This is a genomic window from Acinetobacter sp. YH12106, assembly GCF_013418995.1.
Classification (GTDB): domain Bacteria; phylum Pseudomonadota; class Gammaproteobacteria; order Pseudomonadales; family Moraxellaceae; genus Acinetobacter; species Acinetobacter pseudolwoffii.
On sequence record NZ_VPAV01000001.1, the window covers coordinates 195,862 to 209,897 of the forward strand.

The window sequence follows — 14,036 nt, forward strand, 5'->3', positions numbered from 1 at the left end:
ATCATCATGAAAAAGCGGGAATTTCCCGCTTTTTTGTTTTATGATGAACCCATTGAAAATAATCTTAACTAGGGTTCTACATTGCGCAACGTAGGATATGATTTTATAAAAAACAAGAATATCGTATTGCCTGTAAGCTTCTGCTTGATTGCTGTGCTGTTAACTATTTTTATTATCAATACCGTTGTTGGTCTATTCGTTTTTTATGTTGATTCTACCCAGTCTATTTTCTGGCATATGCTCAGTCCTTATCTGATTGCTTTGCTGTTATGTGCCATGATGATCTCGGTCATCTATGAATTTTATCTTTTCCGGAATGGCGGTTATTCGCTGGCAAAACAGATGGGTGCGCGCCGTCTCAGCCCGATGGAAAGTATTCCTGAGGAAAGTGTGGCACTGCAAATTACCCAGCAGCTGGCCGATACCTTTTTAATTGAACCTCCGGCGGTGTATGTACTGCCCGATGAAGTTGGAGTTAATACGCTGACGGCGGGTTTTAGCCCGCGAGATACCGCGATTATTCTGACTTGGGGTGCGGTACAAACTCTGGATAAAGTCGAGCTGTATGGTTTACTCAGTCACGAATTTAATAAAATTCTGTCGGGTGAAACTGCGGAAAATACCCGCTTAAAAATTTTGTATAGCAGTTTAACCACCTTTAGCCAGTGGGGCAGCAAAATTGCCAAATCTGGTTTCTATCGAACTGGTATTCGACGTGAAAATAAGTTTGAAACCTTTTATGTCGCAATTGGCGCAGTAATCTGGCTGATTGGCAGTTTGGGGGTATTGATCACACGCTTTATTAAATATATTTCACTGGGTGGACGCACTTTTAAGAATGACCAGAAAACTCGCCGCCTGATTCAAAATGATGCCAATATCCAGACTTTACTCAGAATTCATGTGCATCATTCCGGTTCGCAAATCTATAGTGAATATGCCGAATCCATTTCCCATATGTGTTTTGCCAATTCCTTGAGTCCACAAAACTGGTTGAATATTCACCCAAATATTAATCAACGAATTTATGAATTAAATCCTGCCCTGATTCAGGATTTGCAGCTCGAGAACTTGAAGAAACTCAAGAATCAGCCTTTATTCAGTTTATTTCGTTCTCTGGAAGAAGTGGTGCCCGAGACTGCGATGAGCTGGAGTTCGCCACAGCCTCTGCCGTTGTTGCGTCTGTCGCCAATCAGTTTTGCGATTAAGGATGCGATTAAACCGCTGAATCCGGAGCTGCGGCTGAGTATGCCGCGTCCGGAGTTGCTCGAACGTGCATTGCAGACGGCGACCGGCTCGCGTGAAGTCATGGTCGCCATTTTGATGATTCGTCAATATCGTGAATTTATTCCGACTGAGGCTGAAGTGAGCCGCGCCATTGTAGATTCACTGCTGAATCTGGATGGGCGGGTGCATATTTCGATTTTCCAGCAAGCCTGCAAGAATATTGGCGGGATGCCCACCACAGTTGCACGTCAGTTTTTGATGAAACTGGCACGAATTATTCAGGAAGATGGTGAAATTGGCTTGCTTGATGCCTTATTGCTGGAATGTGTCAAATATGAACTGAATCTATTGCCCGCACATATTCCAACAGCTTTGGATGAAGTTAAGCCCCAGATTGTGCGTCTGATTGATGCCTTGTTGCATGTGCAGCAGATTAATAGCGGAAACCAGCTTGAGGTTCGCGAACGCATTTTAAACCGGATTTTGTCGGCTCGAGAATTGGACTTATACAATGAAATTTCTGATGAGCCGATTGATCTGGCGGAAATTCTGAATGATATTGCGGGACTTTTACTGCGTGAACGTCTCGGGATTTTGGGTATCGCAGAAGCCTGTTTGTGGAGCGACCGTATTGTGACTCAGGACGAACTGGATGTGATGGAACTGCTTTATTGGCGCTTGGGTTTTGAGGCAGAGCAGATTATTCAACAAATGTTGAAGAAAAACAGTTTAACCATTATGTAAAAAAGAAGACAACAATTCACAGTTTGAAACTGCATCTGTTATAACAGAGGCAGTGATTTAATTGCGTATTAAAAGTACAGTTTTTAGCAGGCAGATCGACTTTGTATTAGAATCCATCAGGATAAAAAAGAAAAGCGGAAAAAGTTCGGCAAAGTAGAGGCAATCCGGCTAAAATGTTCAGCCTGAAATTGGTGATGATGAAAAGATGATAGGGCATCAGCGTGACATACTGGCAACATTAGGAATTGATCTCTGGATTCCTAGGGACAGCGCATGTCAGCCACATCAGGTCTCGATCTGGCGTGATCAGGCTGCACCAGAATTTCACAGTGACATTGTCTTGCCTCAGTCCAAGCAGCCCGAGGTATTTACAGATCTATCAATTCCTGAGCCGGTTATTCAGCCCGAAGCTGAAGTCATGCCTGTGGTATCAGTGCCCACGCCAGTACTGGTTCAGGAACAGCGTGAAATCATACAAATTCTGCCATTTAGTTTGCAGATTTTAAGTCTGGCCCATTGCAGTATTGTGATTGATGCGACTGCAATGACTGAAGAAACCCAGAATTTATGGACGAATATCCAGCGTGCAGTGGTCAGCGAGTTTTGTGAGCTGAACTGGCCATTTCCTTGGGCCAATGTTCAGGATGGGCGCGGTGTGGACTCTTATATTCAGGGTTTTCTCGATGGGATGAGTGCCGAGAAAAATATTATTTTTTTGGGAACTGTACCTTATATTTCAAATAGTAAAATAATCCAGTTGGCTTCTTTACAGGAAATGCTAGATCAGCCAATTCTGAAAAAACGTTTATGGCAGTTTATGCAAAATAGGTCTGCCAGCTTGAAATAATATGAGTTTGGAATAAAAAATATGAAACAAAAAGTGGTTGTATTTAGTCAGATCGATGCTGATATTCAAAATAAACTTGAACAACATTATGATGTCGCTTATATACAACCCAAGTTAGGCGATGTGAACCGGCAGCTTTTGCAGGAGGTTCAGGATGCCGATGGCATGATTGGTGCAGGTCGATTGCTGAATCGTGACAATCTGGCGACTGCCACCCGGCTTAAAGTCATTTCTAGTGTCAGTGTCGGTTATGACAACTATGAACTTGATTATTTAAATGAAAAAAATATCTATCTCAGCCATACCCCGCATGTACTGACTGAAACCACGGCAGATCTGGCTTTTACATTGCTGATGTCTGCGGCACGTAAAGTGGCCTATCTGGATCACTGGACCAAACAAGGACAATGGCAGCGTACTGTTGGTGAAGCACAATTTGGTCTGGATATTTTTGGAAAAACTTTAGGTATTATCGGTCTGGGTCATATTGGAGCTGCAGTTGCACGTCGTGGTTTTTATGGTTTCAATATGAATATTTTGTACCATAACCGCCGTGAAAAACCAGAATTGGCCCAAGGCCTGAATGCACAGTATTCTGACTTAGATGAACTATTACAGCGTTCCGACTTTGTCGTTATTGCGGTTGACTTAAATGCTGATTCTAAAGCGCTGATTGCAGCGGCTGAGTTGGAAAAAATGCAACCACATGCGGTATTGGTGAATATTTCACGTGGCTCAGTCATTGATGAGCAGGCTTTAATTGACGCTTTAAAAGCCAAGCAGATTTTTGCTGCCGGTCTCGATGTCTATCAGAAAGAACCGCTAAAAGAATCAGAATTATTCCATTTGGATAATGTCGTTACCTTACCGCATGTGGGTTCGGCTACCGCCGCCACCCGTAAAAAAATGGCCGAATTGGCCTATCAGAATCTGGTGGATGCTTTAGAAGGGCGAGTGCCACGCTATGTGGTTAATCCTGAGTTTCAATAATATTAAATAACATTTTCTTGCGTATATGCCCATTTTTCAATGCTATATTCAAGGCAGCTTAGAACAATAGATTTAGAGATTTTTCATTGAAACGATTGGCGTTGGCGTGTGGCTTAACGATGTGCATGGTGACAGGGCATAGCTCTAGCCATGATTTTAATCAAGCGACTGCACACTTTTCTGTGCCTGATATTGGTACAGGCGTGGGTTTACTCGATCAGCAAAAAGAAAGAATGATCGGTGAAAAAGTCTATCGCGAAGTGCATAAGCAAATGCCAGTCATGCAGAATCCATGGCTGGAAGACCAGCTGCTGTCGGTATTTTCTCATATTCTCAGTCAGACTCAGTTACAACAGCCCATTGGTTTGCTGGTGATTAATGATCCACAAATTAATGCTTTTGCTGTGCCGGGAGGGCTGTTTGCTCTTAATGCTGGTTTAATCAATTCAGCCCGAAATATGGATGAAGTGGCGGGGGTGATGGCGCATGAAATTGCACATGTCACACAACGTCATTACAGTCGCTCTCAAGATGCTTTTAAGGGGCAGGGTTTGCTGGCATTGGCCGGAATTCTGGTCGGGGCATTGGTGGCCTCTCAGGCGGATGGTGATGCGGGTGCTGCGGTGATGATGGGTTCGCAAGCCGCGTTGATGGATAAACAGCTGACTTATAGTCGTAATCAGGAGCGTGAAGCAGACCGAATTGGCATGCAATATATGTATCGTTCGGGCTATAACCCGCATAGTATGGCTGACTTCTTCGAAGTCATGCATCGCTCGACCAGTCGCTTAAGCTTCCTGCCGGATTTCTGGTTCACCCATCCACTGACGACTGAGCGTATGAGTGAAGCACGTTTGCGTGCCAATCAGCTGCCTGCGGTCAAACCTAAGCTGAATGATCAGGACTTTGAGATTATCAAATGGTATAGCAGGGTGCTGTCTCGCCAGACCAGTGAGGAGCAGCTCAGTTTGATGAATCGGCAGAATAATTTTGCCGGTCAGCTTGCTTTGGCTGCCTACCAGATACAGCAAAGTGATTTTCAGGCCGCACAGGCTGCTTTAGATCAGGCGAAAAAGCATAACCAGATGCATCCTTTATTGGTCTTGTTTCAGACTGATATTTACTTAGGTCAGAACCAGTTGAATGCAGCGTTGAAAAGTGTGGCTTCGGCAGCGCGGATCATGCCGGAAAACCGCGCACTCAATTATAAATATGCAGAAGTCTTGATTCGTGCCCAGCAACCTGCTCAAGCTAAACAGATTGTACAAAAGTTTTTGAATGCCAATTCCCGCGATGTGAGTGGCTGGCGATTGATGCAGCTGGCGACCAATGCAGAGCCAGCATCGGCAATCAAGGCCGCCAATGTGCTGCGTTATCGTGCAGAAGTAGAATATTGGTCCGGTTATGAGGAAACCGCCATCAAGTCATTATTACATGCACAGCGTACAGCGAAAAATAATCAATCTTTATCGGCAACCATTAACCAACGCCTGAAACAGATGCAGCAGGCACGTCAATATAAAATTTAAGCCTTAGTCAGGTTTTAAGCTTTTTATATCAGGATGATATGGTCAGGATATACTGAATCGGGCTACAATCTTTTTTTAATGATCAGTGCGATTAAATCTGAAGCATGCTATGAAGAAAATATTATTGGGCATCTGTCTATTGGGGTGGAATTATGCGGTATTTGCTGCGAGTGCTGTTGAGTATGTAGATGCGGTAGAGCGTATTAATACTGACTATAAAAAGGAATCGCGTCAATTCTTGGGTGGTTTGAATCCGCAGCAACAAGGTTTTAGCACAGCACAGAATTCACATTTTTGTAGTATTGTGCAACGTTATGCCGATCGCTTATATCAGGCGGCTGACCAAAATCGTGCTTATCTGGATCGTCAGTTTCAGAAGATAACTAAACAGGATGTGATTATAGAAGTGAAATCTTCAAAAGAGATGCAATTGCTGAAACGTTATCAGGTTGACTGTTATTTGCAATAAGAATACGTTAAGAACTGTCTTTTATAAAAAGTCAGTTCAACGTTAAAGATCGAATATTAGAGAAGTGGGATTAAGCAAGTTTCGCTTTAATTTTAGCTGAAACTTGTGCAGGATCGGCGCGCCCGGCTATGAGCGGACGCAGAGAATTCATCACCTTACCCATATCTTTCATGCTAGTAGCTTCTTGCGCTGCAATCGTTTGCGCAATGATGGAATCAAGTTCTTCCTCAGTCATAGCTTCTGGTAGAAATTGAGATAACACCTCAACCTCGGCTTGTTCCTTACTAGCTAAATCTTCTCGACCAGCACCATCAAAGGCCTTGATCGATTCTTTACGTTGTTTAATTTGTTTTTCAATGACCGCAAGAACTTGAGCGTCGTCAAGTTCTTTGCGCTCATCGACTTCGATTTGCTTAATTGCCGCCTGTAGACCACGTATGACCGTCAGCTTGGACATTTCTTTTGCACGCATTGTTGCTTTCAAAACATCCGTGATTTGGTCTTTTAAAGTCGTCATTATTTAATCCAGGCAGTCAATCACAAATTAATCTTAGTAAAGGCGAGTCGTACGTACTGATTCACGTGCCAATTTCTTTTGGTAGCGTTTAACAGCAGCAGCTTTTTTGCGCTTACGTTCTTGAGTTGGTTTCTCGTAGAATTCACGCTTACGTACGTCAGCTAGAACACCCGCTTTTTCGCATGAACGTTTGAAACGACGGATAGCTACGTCTACTGGTTCGCCTTCTTTCAATTTAACTTGTGGCATGAAGAATCCTCATAAAGTTATGGATAAGATCGCAGGCCGAATGCCTGTGATCACAAGTGAAGGTCAGTATTTTACTCATTTACATCTCATACCACAAGCATATAATAGTGACTGCAATAGAATTGATACAGGTTATAGGCAGTTTAATGATCGTTTTAGGCTTGGAAACGTCGTGTGATGAAACAGGACTTGCGCTGTATGACAGCGAGTTGGGTTTACGCGGGCAGGTGCTTTATAGCCAGATTAAACTGCATGCAGAATATGGCGGTGTGGTTCCAGAGCTGGCGTCACGTGATCATGTGCGCAAGCTGATTCCTCTTTTAAATCAGCTACTGGAACAAAGTGGCGTGAAAAAATCAGAAATTGATGCCGTGGCTTATACCCGTGGGCCGGGTCTGATGGGTGCGCTCATGACTGGCGCACTGTTTGGTCGTACTTTGGCCTTTGCGCTAAATAAACCGGCGATTGGGGTGCACCATATGGAAGGCCATATGCTGGCGCCATTACTTTCTAAAACTCCACCGGAATTTCCGTTCGTGGCATTGCTGGTTTCTGGTGGTCATTCACAGTTGATGGCCGCTTATGGTATTGGCCAATATGAATTGCTTGGTGAATCGATTGACGATGCTGCCGGTGAAGCCTTTGATAAAGTCGCCAAAATGATGGGATTGCCATATCCAGGTGGTCCGAATATTTCTAAGCTTGCGGAACAAGGTGACCCTGCAGCCTTTGCTTTCCCACGTCCAATGCTGCATCAAGGCCTAGAGTTTTCATTCAGCGGTTTAAAAACTGCAGTTTCCGTTCAAATGAAAAAACTGGGTGATGAAAACCGTGATGCAGATATCGCAGCAAGTTTCCAGGAAGCGATTGTCGATACCTTGGTAAAAAAATCCGTGAAGGCATTGAAGCAGACTGGCTTAAAACGTCTGGTGATTGCAGGTGGTGTCAGTGCCAATAAACGTTTACGCGAACGTCTGGAAGCAGATTTGGCAAAAATCAAGGCAACGGTTTACTACGCTGAGCCAGCACTGTGTACCGATAATGGTGCGATGATTGCATTTGCAGGTTATCAGCGTCTGAAAGCAGGGCAGCAGGATGGCTTGGCGGTAACCACAACGCCACGTTGGCCGATGACGGAGTTAAAAAATCCTGAAGCGGTTTAAAGATAGATAGGAAAGGGGCGGAAAGCCTCTTTTTTATTGTCTTGGTTTTATTGAGTAGAAATTTTCAACAAATAATAAATTATTTTGACTCTGCCATAGTAAGTGTTTTCTTACAGATACCGTAAAATGGTTTAATCATATAGGAATCCCGCTCTATGATAGGCGGAATTAAGAATAAATTTAATTTTTTATAAAAGTGTACAAATAAAAAATATTTTTTATTTGTCTTATTTTTGATCATTTATGGTTTTAAATAAATAGAATAAAATTAAAATAGGGAGAGTGAGTGTTTTTATTGGTTATCTTCGCTTTTAAGCAAAGATTAGAGTAGTTTAAATGAATATATCTAAATATTTTTTTATTTTAGGTCTTGGTTTGTCTGCTATTGTTAGCTTTGAAACCCAAGCATACAATTATACATCAAAAGGGGTGGGTGCAGACAGAAGTAAAGCATGTAATCAAGCTGATGAGAAAATTCAACGTGGTTCGACTACTTCAGGTTGTATATGTTCAAATATTCAACAAACCTATTGGGTTTGTAAAATAAACTATGATAAGCCTAAGCCAGTTGTATATACTGCACCTCCGATTTATCAAGCACCTGCTCCTACACGACGCTCATATAATTTCAGTGCACCAGGTGTGTTATAAGTAAAAAAGGCACTATGTTTAACATAGTGCCTTTTAAACTTAAAAACCTGTTCCATTCGCTGGATCACATTTTTGCTTAAGAAATGTCATGGCATAGTTTACACGTGTCGCTATATCTTCACTTCCTAATGAAAAAATAGTGTATGGTTCATTATTTTTTAAGCGTATAGAAACAAGTTCTTTAGATTGTTTAACTTCTAAAACCTTTCCCCAATCAATTCCATTTTCGGTACTCCCTAGTCGTAAGTCAGGTCTTAGGGATACTACCGGTTCAACCATTGAACCACCATGATAAACTCTCAAAGATAAGCTATTATTATCATAATTTATTTTGCTAATACAACGATCAATAGTAGTTACGTTGGTAATTTTACTATAGCCTTCGAGTCGTGCTGATCCATCATGCTCATCAGCCATATCTGAAAAATATTTTTTTAAATCTCCAGATTGGATACCTTTGTCTGGTAATATAATCGTTAAAAATTTTTGTGCATTTGCTACAGTTTGCTCTGCTGCTATAAGTGGTGTTGTAAATAAAAAACAGCTGGACATAATAGTCAGAGACTTTAGGTAATTCATGTATAAAAAGCCAAATAAATAAATCGTTTTATTTTAAAATAAAACTCCTCTACTTTAAAGATTAGTATTTTTCTTTTTTTAGCAGTATTAGGTAATATATAAATACAACTTAAAAGCTTGATTTTTTGATTTTCAAATGAAGAAATATTTAATTTATATATCGTTCTTTACCACCACAGGTCTTTCTGCAGAATATGTAATGATTGGACCTCCTTCTGGAGAGTGGGGGCGAACCTATGGTGAAACTTATCAAAACTCGGTAAAACAAAAAGAAATTCAAAAACAGGTCGATTTGTTGGGTAAACACCGGACAGCAGAAGCTCAAAAAATGGTGGATCTTGCAGACGCAGCGCGTAAGGCAAGAGGTGAGAATACTGATTCAGTAATTAAAAATAATGATCAAAAAAAATCAGAAATTAAAAAAGAACAGTTAAGTTTAAGTGAAAAAGAAAAGGAGCTTAAACGTAAACTGGCTCAAGTCGAGAAAGAAGAGCAAGAAGCAAGAAAGAAAATTGAGTTATTACAATATCGTAATGCAGTACGTAATGGAACCAGTGTAGGTGCACTTCGTTGTGGGAGTTCAGGGCGTCCACGTGTGCATTTGGTGGGTGTAGTTGGACGTGCAACACGACCAGATCACGTGTATTCGGATTGCCGTTTGAAGCAGGTACAGTATCGTTGTCGTGGTGAAGGAAATTGGCAATTTTATACAAATAATTTATGGGTCTTAAGTAATGCATGTATTGGTATTGGTGATGACGTAATAGTAAATGTTCACTGTGATGCTGAACAAGTTGAAGTGCGACCAACACAATTTAGCTGTGATATTCACTAAGTTATATCCAGTAGCACAATATTCAGCTTTTATCTGTCAACTCATTTTATGAGGAATGGCAAATCTATGTATCATGTTTAGTTTCAAGGTTTTGATTAATAAGATATTGTTTTTCAAAGAAGTATTGGAGAATTTAAAAATAAAATGAATGATAAAGGGATCAAGAATGATTCGTCCTGCGACAATTGAAGATGTGGCAGTTATTGCACAAGCGCATGTGCAGAGCGGGCAAGAAACCTGTCAGCAGATGCTCTATCTACCTATTTTGGCGGAATATAAGCTAGATACACGGCTTGCTTTATGATTGCAGGTGCTCAAGCTCAATAACCATATTCTATTGGTTACAGAAGGAGCAGGGCATATTCAGGGCTTTATTGATGTTTCGCTAAGTGAAGCAAAAGGCATTGCCAAAATTATAGCGTTATATGTATTGAAAGCTGCATAAAAGCGTAGGATTGGTCGAGTCTTGTTTAAAGAGGCATTAAAAGATATTCACCCAATGCAATATCCATAGATTTTACTCAATGTTTATGATCAGAACCCAGTCTGTCAGTTTGATGAACATATGAGAGCAAAATGCATTACTGCTGAAGATGTTAGCAATGAAGGTAAAAATCTCAAGGTTCTACATATCTATGGGACCGCGATGCATTTGCTGATTTAGATGGTTTGATTTAGTAGATTCAGAGTAAAAATTGCATGATACACAAGATAAAAGACTCGGCTTTAAAAGTCCGAGTCAGGTATTATGGCAACAACATGGTGTTGCACTTCAAATGCGAATCTAAGAAGGCCCAAAGCGATATTTACGTTGAGCCTGATCTTTTGAATTTTCTATTGTTCCAGATTATTCAACTGAGTTGCCCCAATCCAGTGTTTCGAGAACTGATAAGCGGCACGGCCTGAGCGTTGACCGCGTGCCTGACACCAGCGCAAGGCTTCGGCTCGGGTTTCCGGGGTCAATTCCATCTCAGCCTTTTTAAGATAATGCTCTACAATTTCCAGATATAAATTCTGATCCATTGGATAAAAAGACAGCCATAAGCCGAAACGGTCAGATAGCGAAATCTTCTCTTCAATTGCTTCCTGAGGATGTAGCTCAGTATATTGCGGAACATCGACCCGGGTGACAGGCGTATTTTCATGCATAAATTCTGGCAGTAAATGGCGGCGGTTACTGGTCGCATAAATCACAAAATTACTCGAACCAGATTGCAAAGAACCATCCAAAACACTTTTTAAACTACGATAATTTTCATCTTCGGCATTAAAGGCCAGATCATCACAATAGACAATAAACTTTTCAGGACGGTCTGCAATCAGTTTTTGAATTTCCGGAAGTTCTGACAAGTCATCGCGTTCAATCTCAATCAGGCGTAAACCTTGCGCTGCGTATTCGGTCAGCAGGGCACGAACGATAGAGGATTTACCGGTGCCACGCGAACCAGTCAGCAAGACATCATTGGCAGGCAAGCCATTTAAGAACTGCAAAGTATTCTGGATGACTTTTTCTTTTTGTCGCTCAATCCCTTTTAAATCGGCCAGTTCCATCTGTCTAAGCTGATGAATGGGCTTGAGTTCACCCTGTTGCCATTTATAGGCATGTGCAGAAAAATCAGGAGCATGTTTCAGCTCGGGCAGGCTTTGCTGAAGTTGCAGCAGAACAGTCGAAAGGGTATTCAAGATATTGTCAGGTAACTCAATTTTCGCCATGATCTCAGCATTACAGATTTAAAATTATGTCTAGGATACTATCACCCTAAAATTCACAGTCAAAGCCTGAAAAGTGTGATAATTTGCTTAAAGCAGAGAATTTTCGCTATTGTTGTTATGAACAGATCGGTGCATATTTTCTACGCAGTGCAAGATGAATGAAAAATACAATATAGGGAAGAAGGCAGATGCTGTTTAAAGATTTTACTCAGGACATTAATCCACATCAGGCCTATCGTATTAAAAAACTCAAGCAGCAGCTGCAACAAGCTGAGTCCTATGAGGAATGGAAATATATTGCGCTAAAAATAGATGAAGAATCCGGGGCGCAAGAATGGAAATTCGACAATAGTTCTCCCTATTTTGATGCAGAAGTTATTGCGCATCGTTTGGGTAAATTAAGACGCTATAGACAACAGAAACGTACCCACGACCTGATGTATATTCTGCGCGAAGGTCTAAGTTACGATATCGCCAATATTGCCCATCCTTTATTGTTCACCGAAGCCTATGTCGGCACCAAAAGAATTATTGAAGATTATGTGGAGCAGGTTAGTCAGGGGCTGGCACATATCGCTTCAACAGACTGTAGCTGCTTAAATATGGAAGAAAAAATTGAATTTTTTAAAGGCTGTCAGCGTGCTTATGGTCAGCCAGCCTTGATGTTTTCCGGTGGCTCGACCTTGGGTCTGTTTCATACCGGTGTTTGTAAGGCCCTGATAGAGCAGGATTTATTGCCAAAGGTCATGTCAGGTTCAAGTGCAGGTGCCATCATGACGGCAATGCTGGGTGTATCCAAACCCTCGCAGTATGTCGATCTCTTGAAGGGACATAATTTCTTTCATGAGGCGTTTCATTTCCGAACCATGAGTGAATTGCTGAAAGGCAATGGAGGTCTGGCAGATGTCAAATATCTGAAAAAATTTCTGGTCGAAAATTTAGGCGATCTGACCTTTGAAGAAGCACTCAAAACCTCAGGTCTGCATATCAATATTGCTGTTGCCCCTTATGATTCAGCACAGGATGCCCGTATTTTAAATGCCTATACTTCTCCGGATGTGCTGGTCTGGAGTGCGGTCTTGGCCTCTTGTGCAGTCCCTATTCTGTTTCCGCCAGTACGTTTGACCAGTAAGCGTTATGATGGTGAATATACCCCTTATATGGGAGCAACACGTTGGGTCGATGGCAGTGTACGCAGTGATTTTCCACAGGAAAAAATGGCCCGGCTGTACAATATCAATTACACCATCGCCAGCCAGGTCAATCCGCATATCGTGCCATTTATGCAAGATGATGTCGCACGTTTCCGCAAAGGTACCTTAAGCTGGCCACAACGGATTGTACGCCGTCAGGGTGCGGTGATTACCAAAGGAATGATGGATTTTGCCCGGGAACATGCCGGAAGCTTGCCACCTGTACGCCGCATACTCGATCACGGCTATGGGGTGGTCGATCAGCGTTATTATGGCGATGTGAATATTGTCGGTAAATATAGCCTGCGCCACTATAGCTATATGCTGCAAAATCCACGGCCCTATCTCTTTAAAATCTTGCAGCGCGAAGGCGAACGGGCCACTTGGCCAAAAATTTCCTTAATCGAGACTCAGGAACGGGTGGGGAAAACTATTCAGCATTGTCTGGAACTGCTAAATTATCAATATACTGCTGATCCAAAGCCTGAATATATTGCAACCACTTAATTTAGATCATCTTGATACTTTCGATTTTCAACCAAGAACCAAAACCCGCAGTCTGGGTTTTGGCCGACGCCTGTATTATGCTGCGGGTCAGCCCGCATTCTGGCTAAAAACTCAAGTGTCGACTAAATCTGACAGCTCAATATCATCTCCGCATGCAGAGCTGGGCTGGCAGCAGGAGCTGAATTTTTATCAAACGCATAGCCGTTCGAGTGATCTGAACTTTTTCCTTCCCCATCAAATTATTCAACAGCCATTCACCATTCAACATGAACAATTTGAACAGGCTTTGATTCTGGTCGATGCACCAGCACATTTTCAGATCATGCCAGATCAACTTTCTGTAACGCAGATTCGACAACATTTGCTGCAAGCGGTAGAACCTTTACTCTGCCTGCAACAGCTGGGCTATTTACATGCGGATTTAAAGCGGGAGCATTTTGTTGATGCTCAGGGCAGGGTATGTCTGCTTGATTTTGAACAAGTGCAAGCTCTGGATCAGAAAGTGGATGAGCTGAATGCCACACCACGTTATATGGCACCGGAATTATTCCAAGGAAAAGCCAAAAGCTTGCAGAGCGAAGTTTATGCTTTGGGCGTGATTTTTTATGAATGGCTGAGTGGACAGCGCTTGCAGGCAACTGACTATCTGGATTGGGCGTTTTTACATTGTCAGCGCCTAAAAGTTGAGTTGCCTGAACAAATTCAGATTTTTGAAAAGTTGTTAGCGCTGATGCTAGGCAAGCAAAAACAGCATCGGTTGGCAGATTTTAAAGCGGTTAAACACTACTTAGTGACTGAAATCGAATGAGAAAAATACAATAAA

At 42.0% G+C, this 14,036-nt stretch carries 15 protein-coding genes; 11 read left to right on the top strand and 4 right to left on the bottom strand.

Annotation, left to right across the window (positions count from 1 at the left end):
• The first annotated feature begins 81 nt into the window (after window positions 1–81).
• The 5 genes from FTU45_RS01045 to FTU45_RS01065 all read left to right on the top strand — a co-directional run bounded on the left by FTU45_RS01045 (window position 82) and on the right by FTU45_RS01065 (window position 5,806).
• On the top strand, window positions 82–1,971 hold the full coding sequence (locus FTU45_RS01045) for a M48 family metalloprotease (RefSeq protein WP_100329782.1): 1,890 nt from the start codon (window positions 82–84) through the stop codon (window positions 1,969–1,971).
• A 205-nt stretch (window positions 1,972–2,176) separates the two neighbouring features.
• On the top strand, window positions 2,177–2,818 hold the full coding sequence (locus FTU45_RS01050; RefSeq protein WP_100329781.1) for a hypothetical protein: 642 nt from the start codon (window positions 2,177–2,179) through the stop codon (window positions 2,816–2,818).
• Between the two features lie 21 nt (window positions 2,819–2,839).
• On the top strand, window positions 2,840–3,808 hold the full coding sequence (locus FTU45_RS01055) for a D-glycerate dehydrogenase (RefSeq protein WP_180072090.1): 969 nt from the start codon (window positions 2,840–2,842) through the stop codon (window positions 3,806–3,808).
• An 86-nt stretch (window positions 3,809–3,894) separates the two neighbouring features.
• Window positions 3,895–5,337 carry a M48 family metalloprotease gene (locus FTU45_RS01060; protein ID WP_218949392.1) on the top strand — a complete coding sequence of 481 codons (1,443 nt, stop codon included), beginning with the start codon at window positions 3,895–3,897 and terminating at the stop codon, window positions 5,335–5,337.
• Between the two features lie 109 nt (window positions 5,338–5,446).
• Window positions 5,447–5,806 (top strand): hypothetical protein, encoded by a 360-nt coding sequence (locus FTU45_RS01065; protein ID WP_180075759.1) that lies wholly within the window; start codon window positions 5,447–5,449, stop codon window positions 5,804–5,806.
• Between the two features lie 70 nt (window positions 5,807–5,876).
• On the opposite strand, the gene FTU45_RS01070 is transcribed toward FTU45_RS01065, so the two are convergent.
• Window positions 5,877–6,323 carry a GatB/YqeY domain-containing protein gene (locus tag FTU45_RS01070; protein WP_004729943.1) on the bottom strand — a complete coding sequence of 149 codons (447 nt, stop codon included), beginning with the start codon at window positions 6,321–6,323 and terminating at the stop codon, window positions 5,877–5,879.
• A 33-nt stretch (window positions 6,324–6,356) separates the two neighbouring features.
• On the bottom strand, window positions 6,357–6,572 hold the full coding sequence (rpsU, locus tag FTU45_RS01075) for a 30S ribosomal protein S21 (protein ID WP_001136722.1): 216 nt from the start codon (window positions 6,570–6,572) through the stop codon (window positions 6,357–6,359).
• Window positions 6,573–6,718: 146 nt separating this feature from the next.
• Here rpsU and tsaD point away from each other — a divergent pair, with 146 nt between their 5' ends.
• Both tsaD and FTU45_RS01085 read left to right on the top strand, forming a co-directional pair.
• A complete protein-coding gene (gene tsaD, locus FTU45_RS01080; RefSeq protein ID WP_180075760.1) occupies window positions 6,719–7,735 on the top strand; it encodes a tRNA (adenosine(37)-N6)-threonylcarbamoyltransferase complex transferase subunit TsaD in 1,017 nt (338 codons plus the stop codon).
• 336 nt (window positions 7,736–8,071) lie between these two features.
• On the top strand, window positions 8,072–8,386 hold the full coding sequence (locus FTU45_RS01085; protein WP_141667071.1) for a hypothetical protein: 315 nt from the start codon (window positions 8,072–8,074) through the stop codon (window positions 8,384–8,386).
• A gap of 39 nt (window positions 8,387–8,425) precedes the next feature.
• On the opposite strand, the gene FTU45_RS01090 is transcribed toward FTU45_RS01085, so the two are convergent.
• On the bottom strand, window positions 8,426–8,965 hold the full coding sequence (locus FTU45_RS01090) for a hypothetical protein (protein ID WP_074382963.1): 540 nt from the start codon (window positions 8,963–8,965) through the stop codon (window positions 8,426–8,428).
• Window positions 8,966–9,164: 199 nt separating this feature from the next.
• Between FTU45_RS01090 and FTU45_RS01095 the strand changes: the two genes are divergently transcribed.
• A complete protein-coding gene (locus FTU45_RS01095; protein WP_074382962.1) occupies window positions 9,165–9,800 on the top strand; it encodes a hypothetical protein in 636 nt (211 codons plus the stop codon).
• Window positions 9,801–9,966: 166 nt separating this feature from the next.
• A complete protein-coding gene (locus FTU45_RS01100) occupies window positions 9,967–10,104 on the top strand; it encodes a hypothetical protein (RefSeq protein ID WP_157797501.1) in 138 nt (45 codons plus the stop codon).
• A 530-nt stretch (window positions 10,105–10,634) separates the two neighbouring features.
• Here FTU45_RS01100 and FTU45_RS01105 read toward each other — a convergent pair.
• Window positions 10,635–11,513 carry an ATP-binding protein gene (locus tag FTU45_RS01105; RefSeq protein ID WP_100329777.1) on the bottom strand — a complete coding sequence of 293 codons (879 nt, stop codon included), beginning with the start codon at window positions 11,511–11,513 and terminating at the stop codon, window positions 10,635–10,637.
• A 188-nt stretch (window positions 11,514–11,701) separates the two neighbouring features.
• On the opposite strand from FTU45_RS01105, the gene FTU45_RS01110 reads away from it, so the two are divergent.
• Complete coding sequence (locus FTU45_RS01110) at window positions 11,702–13,213, top strand: DUF3336 domain-containing protein (protein ID WP_074382960.1); 1,512 nt, start codon at window positions 11,702–11,704, stop codon at window positions 13,211–13,213.
• Window positions 13,200–14,021 carry a protein kinase gene (locus tag FTU45_RS01115; RefSeq protein WP_159515899.1) on the top strand — a complete coding sequence of 274 codons (822 nt, stop codon included), beginning with the start codon at window positions 13,200–13,202 and terminating at the stop codon, window positions 14,019–14,021. The genes FTU45_RS01110 and FTU45_RS01115 overlap by 14 nt, the downstream gene beginning before the upstream one ends.
• Window positions 14,022–14,036: the final 15 nt, after the last annotated feature.

Bases quoted from the DNA above. Each gene is read 5' to 3' on its own strand.
- FTU45_RS01050 (WP_100329781.1), top strand. From the start codon at position 2,177: ATGATAGGGCATCAGCGTGACATACTGGCAACATTAGGAATTGATCTC.
- FTU45_RS01055 (WP_180072090.1), top strand. From the start codon at position 2,840: ATGAAACAAAAAGTGGTTGTATTTAGTCAGATCGATGCTGATATTCAA.
- FTU45_RS01065 (WP_180075759.1), top strand. From the start codon at position 5,447: ATGAAGAAAATATTATTGGGCATCTGTCTATTGGGGTGGAATTATGCG.
- FTU45_RS01070 (WP_004729943.1), bottom strand. From the start codon at position 6,323: ATGACGACTTTAAAAGACCAAATCACGGATGTTTTGAAAGCAACAATG.
- rpsU (WP_001136722.1), bottom strand. From the start codon at position 6,572: ATGCCACAAGTTAAATTGAAAGAAGGCGAACCAGTAGACGTAGCTATC.
- tsaD (WP_180075760.1), top strand. From the start codon at position 6,719: ATGATCGTTTTAGGCTTGGAAACGTCGTGTGATGAAACAGGACTTGCG.
- FTU45_RS01085 (WP_141667071.1), top strand. From the start codon at position 8,072: ATGAATATATCTAAATATTTTTTTATTTTAGGTCTTGGTTTGTCTGCT.
- FTU45_RS01090 (WP_074382963.1), bottom strand. From the start codon at position 8,965: ATGAATTACCTAAAGTCTCTGACTATTATGTCCAGCTGTTTTTTATTT.
- FTU45_RS01095 (WP_074382962.1), top strand. From the start codon at position 9,165: ATGATTGGACCTCCTTCTGGAGAGTGGGGGCGAACCTATGGTGAAACT.
- FTU45_RS01100 (WP_157797501.1), top strand. From the start codon at position 9,967: ATGATTCGTCCTGCGACAATTGAAGATGTGGCAGTTATTGCACAAGCG.
- FTU45_RS01105 (WP_100329777.1), bottom strand. From the start codon at position 11,513: ATGGCGAAAATTGAGTTACCTGACAATATCTTGAATACCCTTTCGACT.
- FTU45_RS01110 (WP_074382960.1), top strand. From the start codon at position 11,702: ATGCTGTTTAAAGATTTTACTCAGGACATTAATCCACATCAGGCCTAT.